Origin of the sequence: Niastella sp. OAS944 (assembly GCA_024809215.1) — a bacterium.
GTDB lineage: Bacteria > Bacteroidota > Bacteroidia > Chitinophagales > Chitinophagaceae > Niastella.
Map to the genome: position 1 here is coordinate 402,810 of JANUBW010000007.1, position 20,657 is coordinate 423,466.

At 44.5% G+C, this 20,657-nt stretch carries 11 protein-coding genes and 1 riboswitch; of the genes, 7 read left to right on the forward strand and 4 right to left on the reverse strand.

What is annotated here, in order from left to right; genetic code table 11:
* Positions 1-329: 329 nt before the first annotated feature.
* Together GGD38_RS26065 and GGD38_RS26070 are read left to right on the forward strand one after the other, a co-directional pair.
* A complete protein-coding gene (locus tag GGD38_RS26065; protein WP_375296663.1) occupies positions 330-1,556 on the forward strand; it encodes a glycoside hydrolase family 27 protein in 1,227 nt (408 codons plus the stop codon).
* 90 nt (positions 1,557-1,646) lie between these two features.
* Positions 1,647-2,879: a metallophosphoesterase gene (locus tag GGD38_RS26070; RefSeq protein WP_375296662.1), complete on the forward strand. Its 1,233-nt coding sequence runs from the start codon at positions 1,647-1,649 to the stop codon at positions 2,877-2,879.
* A gap of 36 nt (positions 2,880-2,915) precedes the next feature.
* Here GGD38_RS26070 and GGD38_RS26075 read toward each other — a convergent pair whose 3' ends face one another.
* From GGD38_RS26075 to GGD38_RS26090, 4 genes are all read right to left on the reverse strand, one after another.
* On the reverse strand, positions 2,916-3,959 hold the full coding sequence (locus GGD38_RS26075) for a PorP/SprF family type IX secretion system membrane protein (RefSeq protein WP_375296661.1): 1,044 nt from the start codon (positions 3,957-3,959) through the stop codon (positions 2,916-2,918).
* A 37-nt stretch (positions 3,960-3,996) separates the two neighbouring features.
* The gene (locus GGD38_RS26080; RefSeq protein WP_375296660.1) at positions 3,997-8,256 is read right to left on the reverse strand and encodes a PKD domain-containing protein; all 4,260 of its coding nucleotides are present in this window, start codon (positions 8,254-8,256) and stop codon (positions 3,997-3,999) included.
* Between the two features lie 466 nt (positions 8,257-8,722).
* Positions 8,723-9,118, reverse strand: coding sequence for a hypothetical protein (locus GGD38_RS26085; protein WP_375296659.1), 396 nt, complete (start codon positions 9,116-9,118; stop codon positions 8,723-8,725).
* 58 nt (positions 9,119-9,176) lie between these two features.
* Positions 9,177-10,685 carry a carboxypeptidase M32 gene (locus tag GGD38_RS26090; RefSeq protein ID WP_375296658.1) on the reverse strand — a complete coding sequence of 503 codons (1,509 nt, stop codon included), beginning with the start codon at positions 10,683-10,685 and terminating at the stop codon, positions 9,177-9,179.
* 219 nt (positions 10,686-10,904) lie between these two features.
* Between GGD38_RS26090 and GGD38_RS26095 the strand changes: the two genes are divergently transcribed.
* The 5 genes from GGD38_RS26095 (at position 10,905) to GGD38_RS26115 (ending at position 20,476) form a co-directional block, all read left to right on the forward strand.
* On the forward strand, positions 10,905-11,876 hold the full coding sequence (locus GGD38_RS26095) for a ribonucleoside-diphosphate reductase small subunit (RefSeq protein WP_375296657.1): 972 nt from the start codon (positions 10,905-10,907) through the stop codon (positions 11,874-11,876).
* 38 nt (positions 11,877-11,914) lie between these two features.
* Entirely contained in the window at positions 11,915-14,284 is a 2,370-nt protein-coding gene (locus GGD38_RS26100) for a ribonucleoside-diphosphate reductase subunit alpha (protein ID WP_375296656.1), read from the forward strand.
* A gap of 359 nt (positions 14,285-14,643) precedes the next feature.
* A riboswitch (cobalamin riboswitch) is annotated at positions 14,644-14,856 on the forward strand.
* Positions 14,857-14,997: 141 nt separating this feature from the next.
* Positions 14,998-17,307 (forward strand): 5-methyltetrahydropteroyltriglutamate--homocysteine S-methyltransferase, encoded by a 2,310-nt coding sequence (gene metE, locus GGD38_RS26105; RefSeq protein ID WP_375296655.1) that lies wholly within the window; start codon positions 14,998-15,000, stop codon positions 17,305-17,307.
* Positions 17,308-17,460: 153 nt separating this feature from the next.
* Entirely contained in the window at positions 17,461-17,844 is a 384-nt protein-coding gene (locus tag GGD38_RS26110) for an acyl-CoA thioesterase (protein WP_375296654.1), read from the forward strand.
* A gap of 157 nt (positions 17,845-18,001) precedes the next feature.
* The gene (locus tag GGD38_RS26115) at positions 18,002-20,476 is read left to right on the forward strand and encodes a hypothetical protein (protein WP_375296653.1); all 2,475 of its coding nucleotides are present in this window, start codon (positions 18,002-18,004) and stop codon (positions 20,474-20,476) included.
* The last annotated feature ends 181 nt before the right edge of the window (positions 20,477-20,657 follow it).

The following is a 20,657-nucleotide window of genomic DNA, read 5'->3' on the forward strand; positions in this document are numbered from 1 at the left end:
AAATTTAAGATTTTATCAGCGAATAATAAATACCAAACACCAAAAAAAATATCAACGTGGATTAGTTTTCCCCGGGCGGAAGAATAAAGGTGGTAATGGGCAGGCACACGAAGGAAAAGGGTTGCAGTCAGTGGTTGGTTCAGGCAGGTATCTAATGTATTACAATAAGTGTACCCGGTGATGCAGTTTGTACTGTTTGTTCAGCAGGTATTTCTATATTTTCAACAAACGTTTGCGTGTTTGTTTTGTTCGCCGGTTGATTATTTTTGATTGAAAGGCTTCTAAATCATTGCTGTTTAATCCGCATCACCTTATAGAATCCTGTATATATGATCCTGAAAAAAATTGCTGGCACTTTCTGCATTTCCTTCTTTACACTATTCGTACAATCGCAGCCTTCCGTTGCTTTAACCCCGCCAATGGGTTGGAATAGTTGGAACTTATTTGAAGAAGAAGTATCTGATAAACTCATTAGGCAAATTGCCGATGCACTGGTTGTTTCGGGAATGGCAAACGCCGGTTATCAATACATTGTAATTGATGATTTTTGGGTAGGTGGCCGTAATGCCAATAACGAACTGTTTCCCGATCTGGCCCGCTTTCCCAATGGAATGAAAGCACTTGCCGATTATGTACATGCAAAAGGATTGAAACTTGGAATTTATTCCGATGCTGCCAGTCTTACCTGTGGCGGTGTTACAGGTAGCTACAACTTTGAGGAACACGACGCCACAACTTTTGCAAAATGGGGAATCGATTACCTAAAGTATGATTACTGTAATGCGCCGGATGATATGGTAAGCGCCTTTACCCGTTACAAAAAAATGGGCGATGCGCTGCATAAAACAAATCGTGCTATTGTTTACAGCATTTGCGAATGGGGCCAGCGTGAGCCCTGGCTTTGGGCCCGCGCCGCTGGTGGCAATCTTTGGCGCACAACCTGGGATATGCGTGATACCTGGCAAAGCGACAAATACGATAACGGGCACAATGGTATTTTGAATACCATTGAAAAACAAAAGGGGTTGGAAAAATACGCCGGCCCCGGTGGTTTTAACGACCCCGATCTGTTGGTGACCGGTTTGTTTGGCAAAGGAAAATCCTCTTCACTGAACGGCCGCTTTAACGGTTGCTCGCTAACCGAATATAGAACCCAGTTTGCCATTTGGTGTATGCTGGCATCACCACTGATGGTTAACCTCGATGTACGTAATATGGATACTGCAGTAAAAGCCATTCTACTTAATAAGGAATTGATAGCCATTGACCAGGATGCATTGGGCAACCAGGCCGCTGCAATGGTGGATGCAAACGGCTGGCTGGTTTATAAAAAGGAACTATCGGGCGACCGCTTTGCCATCTGTATCCTGAACCGAAGCAATGCTACTGCTGCATATTCTTTTAACCTCGAAACTGCTTTGAAAATATACGGACAATGGACTGCAAGGGAAATATTTTCGAACCGGCAATTGCGGGCGTCAAAAGCAGTGACTGGTGAGCTGGCAGCACATGATTGTGCCATTTTTATGCTGAGCAAGGCGGGCACAAAGAAGTAACAACGCCTGTATTTTTTTGAACAATCGTTTGCGTTACAATTAATTAACCTGGCGTATTTAATTTTATCCCATTGCCAATTTTTCAACTGTATGAACCAACCACAAAAAAATAATAGCCGTAGAAATTTCCTGCAATCACTAACTGGTTTGGGCGGCGCAACCCTGGCCGGTAGCTTGTTACCTGCTTCGTTGCAGGCGTCGCCTCTGCTGGCGCCTGCCGACCCCTCGGCCGGTCACATATTTACAGCAACGCCATATCTGCAACATGCCGCACCCGATAGTATGGTAGTAATGTGCATTACCAATCTGCCGGCTTATAGCTGGGTAGAATTTGGTGAAACCAGTGCCCTGGGACAAAAAGCGCATAGCGTTACCAATGGTTTGGTAGATGCCTACAACCGCGTAAGCCGTATAAAGCTGAACAGCTTAAAGCCTGGTACAAAGTATTACTACCGTGTAGTGTCGAAAGAGATCACCGGGTTTGAACCTTATAAACTTACCTATGGCGGTACGCTCGAAAGCGAAGTGCGTTCTTTTACAACACCTGTAGAAAAGTCGGCGGCCATGCGCTGTTTGATCATGAACGACATTCACGACAGGCCGCAATCTATTCCGCATCTGGTGCAATTAAATGGCGCCGATCCTTATGAATTTGTATTTTTCAATGGCGACATCTTTGATTACCAAACCAATGAACAGCAAATAGTAGATCATATGCTGCAACCCTGCATCAACAGCTTTGCCAGCGAAAAGCCGTTTATGTACGTTAGGGGTAATCATGAAACAAGGGGAAAGTATAGCCGCGATCTTCATCATTATTTTACCACGCCGCAAGGGAACCAGTATTATAGTTTTACCTGGGGGCCTGTTCATTTTACGGTGCTCGATACGGGTGAAGATAAAACTGATGATACGCCCGTATATGCAGGTATTGTTGATTTTGATGCCTACCGTAAGGAACAACAGTTATGGCTTGAAGAGGTAATGCAAAGTAAGGCGTATAAAAAAGCAAAGTACAAAGTGGTGCTTATGCATATTCCGCCATTCTATTCGGGCGACTGGCATGGCACCCTGCATTGCCGCGAACTCTTCAACCCGGTGTTCAATAAATATCGCGTTGATATGGTCATAAGCGGTCATACCCATAAGTATGGTGTGCATCCGCCGGTAAAAGAACAACATCAATACCCTATCATCATTGGCGGCGGTCCTAAGGAAGGGCAGCGTACCTTAATAAAACTGCAGGCCGATGCCGCCAACCTGCGGCTAACCATGTTAGATGATAGCGGAAAAGAAGTAGGAAATTATATGGTAACGAAATAAAGCAGATGTGCCCCCAACACGTCGGGGCACATATTATTAAAACTTCGGACATAACATCTTATACTCACTGCTGTTATCGCGTCGTACGAATCCAATGTAAGAGAGCGATAGTTCGAACCCGCCGCGGCCCATGCTGGCGGTTTTTAAAGGCGATACGTTTACGTCATAACTCAATGCTGTTGATAGGTGACCCCATTCTATTTTAATTACCGGCACCAATGCATCTTTGTAACGAAGGAACAAACCGCCGCTTAAGGTATACGTAGGGTTGTTATCGATGTCGTACCCCAGTTTGCGCGAATACAAAGCACCGGCAATGGTTTCGTTATAACTGCCTTGCACTGAGTGGTCGGTCTGTAATGTAATGGCCGATTCTTCATCCAACGCCCATTTAACACCAATAGAACCAACATATTTAGGGTTCAGATCAATACTGCGGTTACGATAGAATGTATTTTTGGGGCGGTTTAAATGATGATAGGCACCGCCAATGAACATGCTGTGTTTCTGTTCTACGCCAAACGTTGTATTGAAGCTCATACCCACGCTGGCATCCCAGGTGCTGTAATTGGGCGATAGCATGGTTTCGCCGGTAGGCATGGTAGGGTCAAAAGCCCCACCGTTATACTGGGCGTCGGTAGTGACCTTGGTAATATCGATACTTTTGCGGATCAGCCCACCCATAAAACCCAGCGACAGGTACATGGTTTTATCATTGCTCAGCGATTTATGATAGTTGACGGCGGGCAGTATATGTGTGGTTGTTAACCCCACGGTGCCTGCCTTATCAAACACGGCCTGAATACCGGTGGTTATGAAATCGTTTCCAACACCAACAGGCATTTTATATTCAGCATTCAATGAACCGGTGCGGTAAGCATTGGTAATGCTGTTCCATTGATCGCGATACACGCCCTGTATTCTATAGTCGCCGGTATAAATGCCGGCCAGCGAGGGGTTACGTAAAAGGGGCGCTTCAAAGAATTGCGAAAAATGAATATCCTGCCCTGCTGCATGCAGCACGGTGAGTGATAATATAAAGCCGGCAAAATATCGTTTAAAGCTGCGGCCGGAGATCATGTATGTTCCTTTTAAAGTAATGAATGGTTGTTTAGCTCTAGCGAACAAGCGCCACGTTGCCTTTAACGGGTACAATGGCTGCGTTCTCACAAACAAATTCTACGATATATACATATACATCGGCGCTGGCAGGTTTGCCTTTATAGTTGCCATCCCAGCCACCGCTTGGGGTACGGTCGTTTGCCATGAAATTCATTTTCTCGAATACCATTTCACCCCAACGGTTAAATATGCGCATACTGTTCACCCTGGTAAGTCCAACACCACGTGGAGCAAAAATGTCGTTCACCCCATCGCCATTGGGCGAGAAGGTGTTGGGGATAAAATAGTTCAACCCGTTACATATAGTGGTCACTGTTACATTGGCCGTATTGGTACAGCCGTATTGGTCTGCCACCTTAACATTATAGGTTGTTGTAAGCTTTGGGTTGGCATAGGGGGTAGGGCAGTCGGTACAGCTCAGGTTCTTTGCCGGCGTCCAATGATAGCTAATTACCTCTGGCCCATAAGTAACGGGTAAAGTAATGCCTGTAGTAACTGGAATTATGGGGTCTTCAACTACTGTAAGTTGTGGAATTTCGGGAACGAACAACGCTTTGCTGGTGGTATCGGAACAGCCCAGCAGGTTAGTTGCCTGTAAATTAACAGTGTAATTGCCACTTGCCACAAAGTTCAATGCGATATCCGGCGAGCTGAAGTTGCGGTTACCCAATGTCCACTTCCAGGTAATGGCAGTATCGGGTACAACCAGGTTGGCCAGCAGGTTTAGTGTGGCGTTCAGGCAACCGATACTATCGCCGGTGATATATGGATCGGGGGTACGATATACCTTAATGGTATCGGTAACTGTTTTCGAACAGCCTTGCTGGGTAGTTACTGATTGCGATACTTTATACAATCCTGGTTGTGAATAATTATGGCTGGGGTCAACATCTGTTGAGGTTGAGCCGTCGCCGAAATCCCAGTTTCTGGTTACTACGGGGTCGTTACCAATGGTGTAATTGGTAAAGTAAACAGTACCTGAGTCACAGAACTTTTTCCGGTCGAGCCCAAAGAAGGGTTCTGCGCCTATTACTTTGATTGGCGGACCGTCAACACCCGCAATACAGCCCTGTTTGTCGGTATACTGAATTTGAGGGAAATAGAACGCGGGGGATTTATAAAAATGCTGATACGTATTTTGCATGGTGGTATCAGATACGCCATCACCAAAATAGAGTGTGTACTTCATATCGGGTATGGTAACCAGATTGAAATCGACCATCAATTCATTACAGGCGTCAAGCGGACTGTAGTTTAGCGTAGTGACGGTGCCGGGGTTATAAACGTGCACGGTTGCGCTAACTGATTCTGTACAGCCGCCATAACCGGTTAAAATGAGCTTGGGCTTAAAATCGCCATAGGCGTTATAAAAATGCGTGGGGTTCTTTAATGTAGAGGTAGCTCCGTCGTCGAAATCCCATTCAAACGATTCATAAAAACTACCATTGAAGGTGAATTTGGTTTCAATAGGCGGGCAAATAGTAAGCGTGTCTTCAATGTCAAAGGCTGGTATTGGTTTAAGGGTAGTAATAAAACCAGCCTTGGTTACAGAGTCTTTACAGCCGCCGCGGTCGGTGACTACCAGCTTTACATCGTATTTGGCGTTATTAACGCTATAGCTGTAAATGGGATCTTTATCTGTAGATGTGCCGCCATCGCCAAAGTACCATTGGTAAGTCAGGTTTCGGCCAACTGATTCATTGGCGAATTGAAGGTTCGATGTGGGGCAAATGGTATCGTAGTCTGAAGTAAAGTCCGTTTTCAGTGTTGAAATAAAAATGGTATCTGGTAAAGTATAGGTGTTTACACAACCCATAGCATCCTGAACAGTTAGCATTGGAACAAACGTGCCGGTATCAGGATAAGCGTGAGAAAAGGGAGCGGCGGTGTAGCTTTGGGTGTTGCCATTGCCAAAATCAAAGGTCCATTTATTTATTGGGCTAACGCCTGATGAGGTAGAGTTATCGTTAAACGTAACAAGTGCGTTTTTACAACCGCCTGAAGAACCAGCCGTAAATTTAGCTGTTGGCCCAACCACCGTTACAATATTTGCTTTTCTCACCGTGTCGGTACAGCCGTTGATATCGGTTATGACCAATCCGATGCTATGCTGGCCAAGGGTTGAAAATTTAACAGTGTAAACTTTATCGGCTAATAACCACGGACCGCCATCAAAAGACCATTGGTGACTTGTGATGTATTGGTTATTGGTAGATGTTATATTATAATCTGTGTTTTGACATAAGTTCGCTGATGGAACTGTGAAGTCTGCTATTGGTTTAACCAGGTTTATATTATCAGTAAATGTGCTTGAACAGCTGCCGTTTGTTACGGTAAGCGTTACAGGGTATATAGTATTGAAGGCAGGGAAAGTAAACGATGGGTTTTGAAGATTAGATGTGTTCGACGGACTTCCAAATGACCAGGAATAAGAGACAGGGCCAAAGGCAGGGTCTACAATTGACGTATCCCTAAATGCAACGGTAGGGTTGCCACAGGTAATGGCGTATTTGAAGTTGGCTATTGGTGGCCTTATAATTACAGTTTGACCGGTGCTTGTTTGCGGGCAACGGTTATTAAATGCAGTTAGTTTTACAATAAAGGTACCAGTATCCAAAAAGAGGTGGCTGGGGTTTTGGATATTGGATGAACCACCATCGCCAAAATCCCATTCCCATTCATCAACTGGTTTGGGGGTAAGATCGGTAAAATTAACCGGAGAAGATGCGCATACATCGGTGGCGCCAATAGAAAAATTGGTGGCCGGGGGTGTCCCTACTTTTACTCCATCTATTTCAGTTGTTGTGGCCGTACAGCCGCCGGTGGTAGTTACGGTTAGCTTTATATTGTATTTACCGGTGTTGTTATAAACGTGAGTAGGGTTTTCAAGGGTCGACGTTGTTCCATCGCCAAAATCCCATAACCAGCCGGTTATACCATCTATAGAAGTAGCAGTTGCTGTTGGCTGGTAAGTATATGGAACACATCCTCCTGCGCGTACGGTATTGATCTTCACTGTTGGGGCTTCAATTTTAACTACAGCTGGTTTGGTTACTTTACCAATACAGCCGGCAGCGTCGGTAAAGGTTGCTGTTACATCAAAAATACCTGCTGCGTTGTAAGAATGATTGACTGGTGCGCCTGTACCAATGGTGCCATCGCCAAAATCCCATTCCCATTTTGTGTTGGGCACCGGCGAAGCATCCTTAAAGGTTACATTCAACGGCGGCTTACAGGCTGTGGCATTGGTGGCTGTGAAATCGATGGTGGTACCAGGGCGAACATAAATTTTTTTAACGGCTTCGTCTTTACAACCCGAGTATGTATTACTAACCTTTATAGTATAATCTCCCGACGATGTATAAACGGTAGTGCCGTTTATACTGGTTGACTGCTGGCCGTTGCCAAAGTCCCACAACGTTTTTTGAGGCGCTACTGAACCATCATTAACAAATGTTACCTGTGTATTCAAACAAACGGTGTCTGGCGCCTTGATGAGCGTTGTAGGCCCGCTGAATGTGATCGGCTTTGTAATAGTGTTCGAGCAACCAAATTCGCTGGTTGCAGTAAGGGATACATTGTAGGTGCCGGCAGGGTATGTAGTACTGGGCGCCGATAGGGTTGAGCTGTTGCCATTGCCAAGGTCCCACTGAAAGGTCATATTACCCGGTCCGCTCGAATTGTTGATATAGGTAATGTTGTATGGCGGCTGACAAGTAAGTGATTTGCCGGGTTCAAATTCCGCTTTAACGCCCGACACTATTCGTATATAACGCCCTACAGAAAGGATGTTTTTACAGCCTGTGCTGCTGGTGACTGTAAGCGTTACAGTATAAAACCCTGTATTAGTATACGTGTGTTGTGGATTTTGTGCGGTGCTTTTGCCGCCATCGCCAAAGTCCCATTCCCATGATACAATACTGCCCGAAGGAGAAGTGCTTGCATCGTTGAACTGAATATTTACGGGAACGCAACCGGTCGTAATATTAGCCAAAAAGCTGGCTGTGGGTGCGGGATAAACGGTAATATAATTGGTTTTGGTAATGCCCGTTGTTCCATCTGCATTACGAACAACCAGCTTTACGGTATATGTTCCGGGGTTTGGAAAGCTTACTGACGGATTTTGGACATTTGCTAATGTTCCATTCCCGAAATCCCAGTTCCAAAAGCGTGGATTGCCAGTGGTAAGGTCTTTAAAACTCACTACTAATGGTGCACACCCCGACGTTTGAGATGAAGTAAACTCAGGTGTCATTGTTTGCGCATATCCCTTAAACGAAAATAATAATAGGAACGGCAGGCATTGCCATATTGAAAATAGCTTTCCAGGGCTTCCTTTGGAGAACCGAACCGGCAAGCGCATCCGGTTTCCACAAAGTGCAAGTACAAATTTACTCAAGGCAACTTTTTTTATGGTTGTATTTGGCACACGCCCTCAACTGCACAGAAAGACCTTTACTCCATGCAAACCTTATTCCCGGCGAATGCCAAAGGTTTTGCACAGCACAAATGATCAGTTCTTAACCAGCTGTTGGGCAATTAGTTAATCGTGGGGTAACCGGATTTTTGTAGTCTGATGAATTAAATAGGATATTTAGGGTTGAAGCCTATACGATGATAAGGTGTCGGTTGAGCGGGAGGGGTGTATATTTATATACCTGTGTGCGTCAACTTAATTATACGGAAATAACATAAGCTTCGTTGGCTCTGGCTCTCTGGTTTTATTTTTTGCGTAAGATCAGCAACTTTGTTCCATTGTCTGTTTGCATTTCGGCTTTTACATAATCCCAGTCACTGTCTTTTATCTTCCATAAGCCATTCAGCTTTTTTAACGGGTCTACCGCTGTAGGAAAATCTGTTAATATGGTAAAATCAGTTGTATTGGGATCCCAGGTACCATCGGTAGCATTACCGTTTTCTGTACCTGTTAAGGTGCCGTCTGAATTGAACTTGAAATGGTAGTATAAAAACAGGTTCGAAAGATTGTTCTCTCCTTCTTTATACTGCTCCACTATCCATTCCCCCGTGGTAATAGCGTCCATGATCTTTTCTTCCACTTTTTTCTCAATTGCTTTTTTGCATGATGTGGACAGAACAAGGGCAAAGAACCCTGTCATTATCAGAGGTTTCAATATATTCATAATTCAGGCCGAATGGAAGTTACAAATTCAGATATTAAAATTTGTAAATATCTTTGTATTTGTCAAGTAAATAGCCCGTAAAATATTCAATATTGAGGGTTTCCCCGCATATATCTTTGCACAATTCCTCGCTTGTAAAGCGCCGCCCTTTTTGGTGTACCGTACTGCGCAGCCATTGTAATAAAGACGTAGTATTACCCTGTTTTATATGTTCATTTAAATTGGTAATTGACTGGTTTGCATAGTGGTAGAACTGTGCAGCATAAAAACTTCCCAAACTGTAAGTAGGAAAGTAGCCAAAACTGCCATGGCTCCAGTGCACATCCTGCAGGCAGCCCTGTTTATCGCCAGGCACTTTTACGCCCATTAATTGCAGGTATTGCTCATTCCAGTAACCTGGTATGTCGTTTACGTTCATGGTACCTCCAATAAGCAATTTTTCCAGTTCGTACCTGATCTTAATATGAAAATGATAGGTTAGCTCATCGGCCTCCGTACGTATAAGCGAAGGTTGTACCTTATTTATGCCTTTGTAAAATTGTTCAACAGAAATATTGCCCAGTTGCTCGGGAAAATATTGTTGCAGAATTGGTAACCAGCGTTCGCAAAATGCCCGGCTGCGGCCAACATGGTTTTCCCACAAACGACTCTGCGATTCATGAATGGTGTAAGAGGCCGGTTCGCCCAGCGGTAAACCATATTCACTCAATGGCAGTCCCTGTTCGTATAGGGCATGACCGGCTTCGTGTATACAGCTCCATACCATATTGCTAAGGTCGTTCTCATCGATACGCGTTGTAATGCGTACATCCTGGCTGTTGAAATTGGTTGTAAAAGGATGTTCAGAAATATCCTGGCGGCCGGCTTCCATATCGTACCCCAGCTCTTTCACCACCTGTAAACCAAACTGCCATTGTTTGTCTTTGTCAAAATGCTGATGTAAAAAGCTGTCATCGGCAGGCGGTTGGGCCGCAATTTTTCCTAACAACTCTTTCAATGGTTGCTGAATGGCCGAAAAAACGCCGTCGAGCAATTGCACTGTGGCGCCTTTGTCGTGATCATCGAGCAATGCATTATATGGGTGATGTTCATAACCCAACATATCGGCTTCCTGCTTTTTTAATTCAATCAACCGCGCCAGGTCATTGGCAAATAAAGAAAAGTCATTGGCTTTGCGGGCTTCCATCCAGCTGTGAAAACTTTTGTTCACCGCTTCGGCCAGTGTACGTACAAACGAAGAATGGAATTTTTTCTGTTTTGAATAATCCTGCCAGGTAAGCTCCACATTTCTTTTTTCCCCGGCCGACAGTTTGTCGCCTGCCAGTAACTCCTGCAGCCGTGCACCCAGCTTTTCATCGGTAAAATACTTATGGGCAATTTCCGAAAGGGTAGCTATCTGCTGACCCCTGATGGGGGCGCCTTTAGGCGGTAAATAAGTTTCCTGGTCCCACTGCAAAACCCCTGCGGCATACCGCAGGTCGGCGATGGTTTGCATCTCCTTTATATATTCTTCGTACAATGATTTAATGGCAGATGTTGTCATACCCGGTGTATTTAATAAGTACTAAAAACAGGTTGCGAAATTCGGTAAATTATAGCATATTAAACAATTGGCAAATTGTTCACTATTACTGGTTAAATAATTATGACTACGGTCATAAACTATTAACACCTTGTGGGAAACTGTATTCTTAATTCTTTCACCTGCATATTACTTTCGTCGTTCCACATTGTTAAACACCTAACATTCTATAATTCTATCATGCAATACGAAAATGAAGTGTTGTTACAGGAGAACAAGGACCGTTTTGTTATTCTTCCAATTAAATATCCCCGCATTTGGGAAATGTATAAACAGCATGAGGCCAGTTTTTGGACCGCAGAAGAAATTGACCTTAGCGGTGATCTGAAAGACTGGGCCAACCTCAATGATGGCGAGCGTCATTTTATTTCACACGTACTGGCATTTTTCGCTGCCAGCGATGGTATTGTGAACGAGAACCTGGCCGTGAACTTTATGAGCGAAGTGCAACTGCCCGAGGCCCGTTGTTTTTATGGTTTTCAGATCATGATGGAGAACATTCATTCCGAAACCTATGCCTTGCTGATAGATACCTATGTAAAAGACGTTGCGGAAAAAGACAGACTGTTCCACGCCATCGATACCGTACCGGCTGTGAAGAAAAAAGCCGAGTGGGCATTGCGTTGGATTGAACAAGGGAACTTTGCCGAGCGTTTAGTTGCGTTTGCAGCGGTGGAAGGTATATTCTTCAGCGGTAGCTTTTGCTCTATATTCTGGTTAAAGAAAAGAGGGTTGATGCCGGGCCTTACGTTCAGCAATGAACTTATTAGCCGCGACGAAGGTTTGCATTGCGAATTTGCCTGTTTATTATACAGTATGCTGAACGCTAAATTATCGCAGGAGCAGGTATATAGTATTATAGGCGATGCCGTGCAAATTGAAAAAGAATTCATCACCGAAGCCTTACCGGTTGACCTTATTGGAATGAATGCCCGCTTAATGCAACAATATATTGAATTTGTTGCCGACAGATGGTTGAGTGAACTGGGGTATCCTAAAATGTTCAATGCTGCCAATCCGTTCGACTTTATGGAAATGATCTCGCTGCAGGGCAAGACCAACTTCTTTGAAAAGCGGGTAGGTGATTACCGAAAGGCCGGTGTAAACACCACCAAGGAATCGCAACAGTTTTCTCTCGATGAAGATTTCTAGATAAATAATATTGATAGCACAATTTAAACTCCATTAGCATGAACGTAATAAAAAGGAATGGAAAGAAAGAGACAGTAAAGTTCGACAAGATCACTGCACGTATACAAAAGTTATCATATGGGTTGAGCCCCCTGGTTGATGTAATAGAAGTAACCAAGAAAGTGATTGAAGGCATTTATGATGGTGTTACTACCAGTGAGCTGGATAGCCTGGCTGCCGAAACCGCCGCTTCATTAACTACCAAACACCCCGATTACGCATTGCTGGCCTCACGTATTGCCGTGAGCAACCTGCATAAGAATACCGAGAAATCGTTTTCGGCCACCATGCGCAGGCTGTATGATTATACCGATAGCGGCCGTAAAACGCCATTGCTGGCCGACGATGTAATGGAGATCATTGAGGCCAATGCCGAGTTGCTCGATAGTTCTATTATATATGACCGCGATTTTGGGTTCGATTACTTTGGGTTTAAAACACTGGAAAAATCGTACCTGTTGCGCATTGATGGAAAAATAGCCGAACGCCCGCAGCATATGTATATGCGTGTGGCAGTAGGAATACATAAAGAAGACATTGCCAGCGCTGTTAAGACCTACAACTTTATGAGCGAGCGCTGGTTTACCCATGCCACCCCAACCTTGTTCAATGCCGGTACGCCAAAACCGCAAATGTCATCGTGCTTTTTGCTTACCATGAAAGACGATAGCATCGATGGTATTTACGATACGTTAAAGCAAACGGCAAAGATCTCACAAAGCGCCGGTGGTATTGGCTTATCAATTCATAATGTACGCGCTACCGGTAGCTATATAGGCGGCACCAATGGCACCAGCAACGGTATTATTCCCATGCTGCGTGTATTTAACGATACTGCCCGTTATGTTGATCAGGGCGGAGGTAAACGTAAAGGCGCCTTTGCTATTTACCTGGAACCCTGGCATGCAGATATTGAAGGATTTTTGGAACTGCGCAAGAACCATGGTAAAGAAGAGTTGCGTGCCCGCGATCTGTTTTATGCCCTTTGGATCAGCGACCTGTTTATGAAACGGGTTGAAGAGAATGGCAGCTGGAGTTTGTTCTGCCCACATGAAGCACCCGGTTTAGGCGATACGTTTGGCGACGAATTTGAAGCCCTGTACCATCGCTACGAGCAGGAAGGCCGCGCCCGCAAAGTGATAAAAGCACAGGACCTGTGGTTTGCTATTTTGGAAGCACAAATAGAAACCGGCACACCATATATGCTATATAAAGATGCTGCTAACAAAAAGAGTAACCAGCAAAACCTGGGAACCATTAAAAGCAGCAACCTGTGTACAGAGATACTGGAGTATACCAGCGCCGATGAAGTAGCTGTTTGTAACCTGGCCTCGCTGGCATTACCCCGTTTTGTAAATGAAGGAAAGTTCGATTTTGAGAAATTATATGAAGTAACCTACCAGGCAACGCTCAACCTCAACCGCATTATTGATAATAATTATTATCCGGTTGAGGAAGCTAAACGCTCAAATCTTCGTCATCGACCCATTGGTTTAGGTGTGCAGGGTTTGGCCGATGTGTTCATTTTGTTGCGTTTGCCTTTTGAAAGTGAGCTGGCCAAGGTGTTGAATAAAAACATCTTTGAAACCATTTACTTTGCTGCTATGACGGCCAGTAAGGATATGGCCATTGAACAAGGCCCTTACGAAACTTTTGCCGGCTCGCCTTTATCAAAAGGTCAGTTCCAGTTCGATCTGTGGAATGTACAACCATCTAACAGGCATAATTGGGAAGCATTACGTGCCGAAGTGGTAAAACATGGTGTGCGTAACTCATTATTAGTAGCGCCTATGCCTACAGCCTCTACTTCACAGATCTTAGGCAATAACGAATGTTTTGAACCGTATACTTCAAATATCTATGTGCGTCGTGTATTGAGCGGTGAATTTATTATCGTAAACAAACACCTGCTGAAAGACCTGGTGCAACTGGGCCTTTGGAACGATACCATGAAGAACAAGATCATTGCAGCCAATGGTTCAATTCAACAGATCAATGAAATACCTGCCGATATTAAAGCCCTGTACAAAACAGTATGGGAAATTAAACAACGTACGCTTATTGATATGGCTGCCGACCGGGGCGCCTTTATTTGCCAGTCGCAATCGTTGAACCTGTTTGTTGATACGCCAACGGTGGCCAAACTTACTTCTATGCACTTTTATGCATGGAAGCAGGGATTGAAAACAGGCATGTATTATTTGCGTACACAAGCGGCAGCCCAGGCTGTTCAGTTCACGGTTGAAAAACAAGGCAGCCGCCAAATGGAACCGGTGATGCCTAAAAACGCCGAAGCAACTGTTGCAGATGATGGCCTCAATGGCGGCAGCTGTAGTATGGAAGATGGTTGTGTAACCTGCAGTGCGTAATAAAGTAGTGGATTAGAATCCTTAAATACAATGTGTGGGCCTCCTTTGAACGGGAGGCCTTTTTTTGTTAAAATCTCAAATCACAAATCTCAAGATCCAAATAAATCCCAGGCTTCAAATCTCAAAGCCTATACGGGGAAGCCTTGGTTTCTATGAATTGGGATTTTTGTATTATTATTTGGTGCTTGAGTTTTTGTGCTTTTTGGGAGCTTGAATTTTAAATTTGTTATTTGGAGCTTAGTGCTTGGGATTTAAGTTTTATTCTTTAAAGCTTGGAGCTTGGAGTTTGAAATTTGGTATTTATTTTTTGGTTCTTGTGATTTGGCTCTTGGTTCTTATCTTCGCACCGTAGTTCTTTACTTTAAAACTTGTTTTCAGGTTATTCCGGCCACAACCGGAGTATTAAAAAGGAACCGTGTGCAAATCACGGGCTGTCGCGCAACTGTATGTTGTAGTGAGTGGTCACAACCTCACATGCTGCATAACAAAGCCACTGTATCCGCCACAAGATATGGGAAGGCTATGAAGCAATACAACAAGCCAGGATACTTGCCTGAAAACGGAGACGAATGCTTTCGCGGTCAAAAGCAGCAGTCAGGAGCAGTTAAATCACCTCACTTAGTAACTGTTTCTCTCTAACACTTTATCACGAAAGCATACACATTAAACGTAAAGACATTAATACCATTCATTAATGTTTCTAAAAATGTTTTATGCGTATGCTAACACACAATCTTGGGTTCCCCCGTATTGGGGCACAACGCCAATTGAAAAAAGCCTGTGAACAGTATTGGGCGGGTACTATCACAAGGACGGAGCTTTTCCTCGCAGCCAAAAAGATCAGGGAAGAGAACTGGTTGTTACAAAAACACGCTGGTATTGAAATGATACCCTGTAATGACTTTGCCTTTTACGACCAGGTGCTCGATGCTTCACTGTTATTCGGTGCAGTGCCACAACGCTATACGCCGGTGGCAACTGATATTAAAGACAATACCGAGATCGATCTGTATTTTGCCATGGCGCGTGGCTATCAACAAAATGGCCTCGATATAACGGCCATGGAAATGACCAAATGGTTCGATACCAATTACCATTACATTGTACCGGAGTTTACAGCTAATCAGCAATTCCGCCTTATTTCAGATAAGCTTTTTAATGAGTTCAACGAATGTAAACGTGTAACAGGCACTACGCCTAAACCTGTGCTCATTGGGCCCATCACCTATTTGTTGCTGGGTAAAGAAAAGCAAAGCGGGTTCAACAGGATAGATCTGTTAAAACAGTTACTACCTGTTTATATTGAGGTGCTGAAAAAACTGGAAGATGCCGGCGCCATATGGGTACAAATAGATGAACCGTTTTTGGTAACCGACCTAACAGATAAACAAAAAGAAGCATATCAATATGCTTTTAAAGAAATAAGAAGCAAAACCAATTTAAAGCTGTTGCTGGCAACCTACTTCGAAGGATTGCATGAGAATACCGCATTGGCCGCAAGTTTACCGGTATGTGCATTGCACCTTGACCTCGTGCGTGCGCCGCAACAGATAGATGATGTGCTGAAAGTGATACCACCCAAAATGTCGTTATCACTTGGGGTAGTGGATGGCCGTAATATTTGGAAGAACGATTACAGCAGATCACTGGCGTTGATTGAAAAGGCAAGAACAGTTATTGGTGAAGAACGTATTATGCTGGCGCCTTCCTGCTCCTTATTACATTCGCCTGTTGACCTCGATGGCGAAACGGCTCTTGATGGTGAAATAAAGAACTGGATGGCTTTTGCCAAACAAAAGCTCGATGAAGTATGCGCACTAAAGAAAATTGTAGCTGGTGATAAAGAACTGCTGAAGATAAATATACAGGCTATTGAAAGCCGTCGTAACTCAACCCGTATTCATAAACAGGTAGTGAAAGACCGTGTAACTGGTATTAAAGACGGCGACGCAAAACGTAAAAGCGAATTCACGGTTCGCCAACGTATACAGCAGTTAAGGTTCAACCTGCCGTTATTCCCAACAACAACCATTGGTTCGTTTCCGCAAACAGATGAAATACGTCAATTGCGCGCCAAGTTGAAGAAGGGCGACTTAACGCTAAAACAATACGAAGAAGATATTGAAGAAGCAACCATATCGGCTATTCGGGTACAGGAAGAAATAGGCCTCGATGTGCTGGTGCATGGTGAGTTTGAGCGCAATGATATGGTGGAGTACTTTGGCGAACAGTTAGATGGGTTCTTATTTACCAAAAACGGTTGGGTACAAAGCTATGGCAGCCGTTGTGTAAAACCTCCGGTAATTGCAGGCGATGTAAGCCGGCCGCACGATATGACGGTAAAATGGAGTGTTTTTGCACAGGCGCAAACCCAAAAGTTAATGAAGGGCATGCTTACCGGGCCGGTAACTATTTTGCAATGGTCGTTTGTACGTGACGACCAGCCCAGGTGGCAAACCGCTTTTCAAATTGCCCTGGCAATTCGCGATGAAGTGGTAGCGCTGGAGAAGGCTGGTATTAAAGTGATACAGATAGATGAACCTGCTATTCGTGAAGGGTTGCCATTACGTAAAACCGATGGGCCTGCTTACCTGGAGTGGGCAGTGAAAGCATTTCGTTTAAGCGCCAGTGGGGTGCAGGATGAAACGCAAATACATACCCATATGTGTTATAGTGAGTTCAATGATATTATGGAGCATATTGCAAAAATGGACGCCGATGTAATAACCATTGAAACAAGCCGTTCGCAAATGGAGTTACTCGAAGCCTTTGCCCGTTTCAAATATCCCAATGAAATAGGGCCCGGCGTTTATGACATCCATTCGCCCCGCGTACCTACTGTTGAGGAAATAGTGCAGTTGCTTGAAAAAGCAGTGGCCCTGTTACCGGTGAAGAACCTTTGGGTAAATCCTGATTGCGGTTTAAAAACCCGCCGTTGGACGGAAACCATTGCCGCATTGAAGAACATGGTGCAGGCTGCAGAGAAGGCGAGGGTGAAGGTAGGTGAGCCGGTGGTAGCTTAACAGCTGTTTACTACTAAGTTTCTGTTACAGGTTTCAGGTTGCAAGTTGCAGGGAGTCATACAACAAAGTCCCTGTAACCTGTAACTTGCAACCTGTAACTCTTCCATAAAAACGGTCACTTGCCAAATTCACCTAACATTCATTATTTGTAAAATGACCATCGAACAAAAGATCCAACAATCCGAAACCCGCATTTTCAAAGCCGTATTCCCCAACACTACCAACCACTACGATACTTTATTTGGCGGTACCGCCATGGCGTTGATGGATGAAGTGGCATTTATTTGCGCTACCCGTTTTGCCCGCAAAAGAATGGTAACCGTTTCATCGGATAAAATAGATTTCACCAAGCCCATTCCGGCAGGAACTATCATTGAACTAATTGGCCGGGTAATACATACCGGTAAAACCAGTGTTAGGGTATTGGTTGAAATATATATAGAAGAAATGTATTCTTTCGAGCGCGAAAAAGCCATAAGCGGCAGCTTTACCCTGGTGGCAGTCGATGAAAATAAGCGACCTGTGTCTATTTTATAGCAGTTTCAGGGGTGTTACATTAAAAAACACTAATATGTGGGTTTCTTTAACAATTCATAGACAAAATTTTATCAATTTTAAGCTATGAAAGCCATTAATTTGTTAAAAGATAAATAGCCCCATGAATTGCATTCGTTTTTATAGATCCCTGATTGCTTTGGCCTTAGTATTATTTTCCGGTTTAGGGGCCGGCTATGCTCAACAGATCGATTCAATGCTGAACCTGTATGGCGAAAGATACCCGCAGGAGAAAATATATGTTCACTTTGATAAACCTGCTTACAATACGGGTGAAACCATGTGGTTTAAATCGTATTTATATGCAGGCATTTTGCCCTCGCCTATCAGCAGGAACTTTTATGCTGAGCTGCTCGATCAAAATGGCAAAGTATTACAGCAAAAAATAATGCCCATTTATGAAAGTTCATCGTCAGGGCACTTCGACCTTCCTGCCAATTTACCACCCACAGTGGTATTTAGAGCGTACACCACCTGGATGCTGAATTTCGATACGGCATTCCTTTTCACTAAAACCATTCGCATTTTAAACAAAACGGTGGCCGTTGCTCCGCAAGCTGCCCCGGCTGCTATCCCGCAAGGCGGGACTGCTAAGCCCGCTGCCGGCGCCAAGCCAGGTACGGCAACAACTGCTGCCGCCAGCACGGTACCAACCGCGGTTACCTTACGCTTCTTCCCCGAGGGCGGCGATATGGTAACAGGTATTGAATCGGTAGTGGCAGTAAAAGTGACCGATGTATATGGTTTGCCTGTCAATGCCGAAGGAAGTATTAAAGATAATACAGGCGCTACAGTTGCCACCTTTAGCACCACACACGATGGCATGGGCCGTTTTACTTTAGAGCCTCAGTCCGGTAAAACCTATGTTGCCGAATGGACCGATGAGAAAAAGCAGGCGCATAAAACCCCATTGCCCGATGCCCGCACAACCGGTGTGGTATTGCAATGTGCACCTACCGGTAGCCGGCAGGCATTTATAATTAAACGTTCACAGGAGGCGCCCGAAAATTTAAAAACATTGTACCTGTTGGGTTATTTTAACTCACAGGTGGTTTATAAAGCCCGGTTGAACCTGGCGCAGAATTTTATGGTAAGCGGTTCTATTCCGCTTGAAGGTATACCAACCGGTATGATACAAATGACCGTGTTTGATGCCGACTGGAAACCACTGGCCGAGCGTATTGCTTTTGTAAACAAAGAAGATTACTTCTTTACCAGCCGGGTGGTGCCTATAACAAAAAGCACGGAACGAAGAGCTAAGAATACGATGGTAATAGATGTGCCCGATACTTTAAGAAGTAACCTTAGCCTGGCCATCACAGATGCAGGCCTTACCAAGGCCGATCCCGATGCCGATAACATCGTATCGCACATGTTACTGGGCGGCGATCTGCGTGGGTATATTCACAATCCATATTATTATTTTACCGGTAACGATGATACGGTACGTGCCCACCTCGACCTGGTAATGCTTACCAATGGCTGGCGCAAGTTTAAATGGGACGATCTGGCTGCCGGTAAATTGCCGGTGATAAAATTCCCAAGAGAAAATTACCTGTCGCTAAACGCAACCTTAACCGGTGTGCTGCAAAGCCAGGTGCCAAAGAATACCCAGTTGAACGTATTCCTACAGGCAAAAGATTCTTCACGTCAGTTGTTCTTCCTCACTATGGATTCAACGGGTAAGTTTCAGCAGGAGGGGTTGGTGTTCTTTGATACGGTGTCGGTGTTTTACCAGTTCAATAATAGTAAACACCTTGCCAACAAAGCCGTTGTTAATTTCACTAACGGCACACATAAAAGCGCTTCAACTATTAAACCCGATACGGGCTGGCGGGTGCCCATGCCATTAGATACAAGCCTGCTGAACAGAGGTAAGTATTTTGCCAGTGAAGCCGACCGCCTTAAAGTTGAATCTGATAAGAAAGTAAAAACACTGGAGGCCGTTACGGTAAAGGCAAAACAGAAATCGAAGCAGCAACAAATGGACGAAAAGTATACCAGTGGTTTGTTCTCGGGCGGCGATGCTACCACCTTCGACCTTACCGATGATGTGGCGGCCATGGGGGCTTATAATATCTTTAGTTATCTGCAGGGCCGCGTAGCAGGTTTGCAAATTACTACCGGTGGTGGAGGCTCGCAATTACAATGGCGTAATGCAACCCCTGCTTTGTTCCTGAACGAAATGCCGGTTGATGTAAGTGCTATTGAAAACATTCCGGTTTCTGATATTGCTTATGTAAAAGCGTTCCGTCCGCCATTCTTTGGGGCAACCGGTGGTGGTGCAGGCGGTGCTATTGCCATTTATACCAAGAAGGGGGGCGAAGGCAGCTCTTCAACCAGCAATATTGGGGGGCTCGATAAAAGCAGACTTACCGGTTATGCTATGCCTAAGGAATTTTATTCGCCCGATTACAGCAAAGAAACTACCGATGCTTCGTTGCCCGATGTTAGGCCAACCATCTACTGGGCGCCGTACATTCTTACCGATAAGAACAACCATAAATTAACGATCACCTTTTATAACAATGATGTATCGAAGCGTTTACGCGTTGTTTTAGAAGGTATGAATGAAGAAGGTCAGTTGACGAGAGTGGAGAAGATAATTGAGTAAGAGGATTGTTGGTTGAATTTATTAAGCAGCTTCAGTAATTGAGGCTGCTTTTTTTTATGGGCAGAGGCTAGTAGTAAATGGCGAGTAGCGAGTGGGAAATACATTAACGACCTGCTATTAAAAATAGCGAGCTTGGCGTTTCAGGCCCCACTAGCCATTTACCACTAGCCACTAGCCTGCT

Bases quoted from the DNA above. Each gene is read 5' to 3' on its own strand.
- GGD38_RS26065 (WP_375296663.1), top strand. From the start codon at position 330: ATGATCCTGAAAAAAATTGCTGGCACTTTCTGCATTTCCTTCTTTACA.
- GGD38_RS26070 (WP_375296662.1), top strand. From the start codon at position 1,647: ATGAACCAACCACAAAAAAATAATAGCCGTAGAAATTTCCTGCAATCA.
- GGD38_RS26075 (WP_375296661.1), bottom strand. From the start codon at position 3,959: ATGATCTCCGGCCGCAGCTTTAAACGATATTTTGCCGGCTTTATATTA.
- GGD38_RS26080 (WP_375296660.1), bottom strand. From the start codon at position 8,256: ATGACACCTGAGTTTACTTCATCTCAAACGTCGGGGTGTGCACCATTA.
- GGD38_RS26085 (WP_375296659.1), bottom strand. From the start codon at position 9,118: ATGACAGGGTTCTTTGCCCTTGTTCTGTCCACATCATGCAAAAAAGCA.
- GGD38_RS26090 (WP_375296658.1), bottom strand. From the start codon at position 10,685: ATGACAACATCTGCCATTAAATCATTGTACGAAGAATATATAAAGGAG.
- GGD38_RS26095 (WP_375296657.1), top strand. From the start codon at position 10,905: ATGCAATACGAAAATGAAGTGTTGTTACAGGAGAACAAGGACCGTTTT.
- GGD38_RS26100 (WP_375296656.1), top strand. From the start codon at position 11,915: ATGAACGTAATAAAAAGGAATGGAAAGAAAGAGACAGTAAAGTTCGAC.
- metE (WP_375296655.1), top strand. From the start codon at position 14,998: ATGCGTATGCTAACACACAATCTTGGGTTCCCCCGTATTGGGGCACAA.
- GGD38_RS26110 (WP_375296654.1), top strand. From the start codon at position 17,461: ATGACCATCGAACAAAAGATCCAACAATCCGAAACCCGCATTTTCAAA.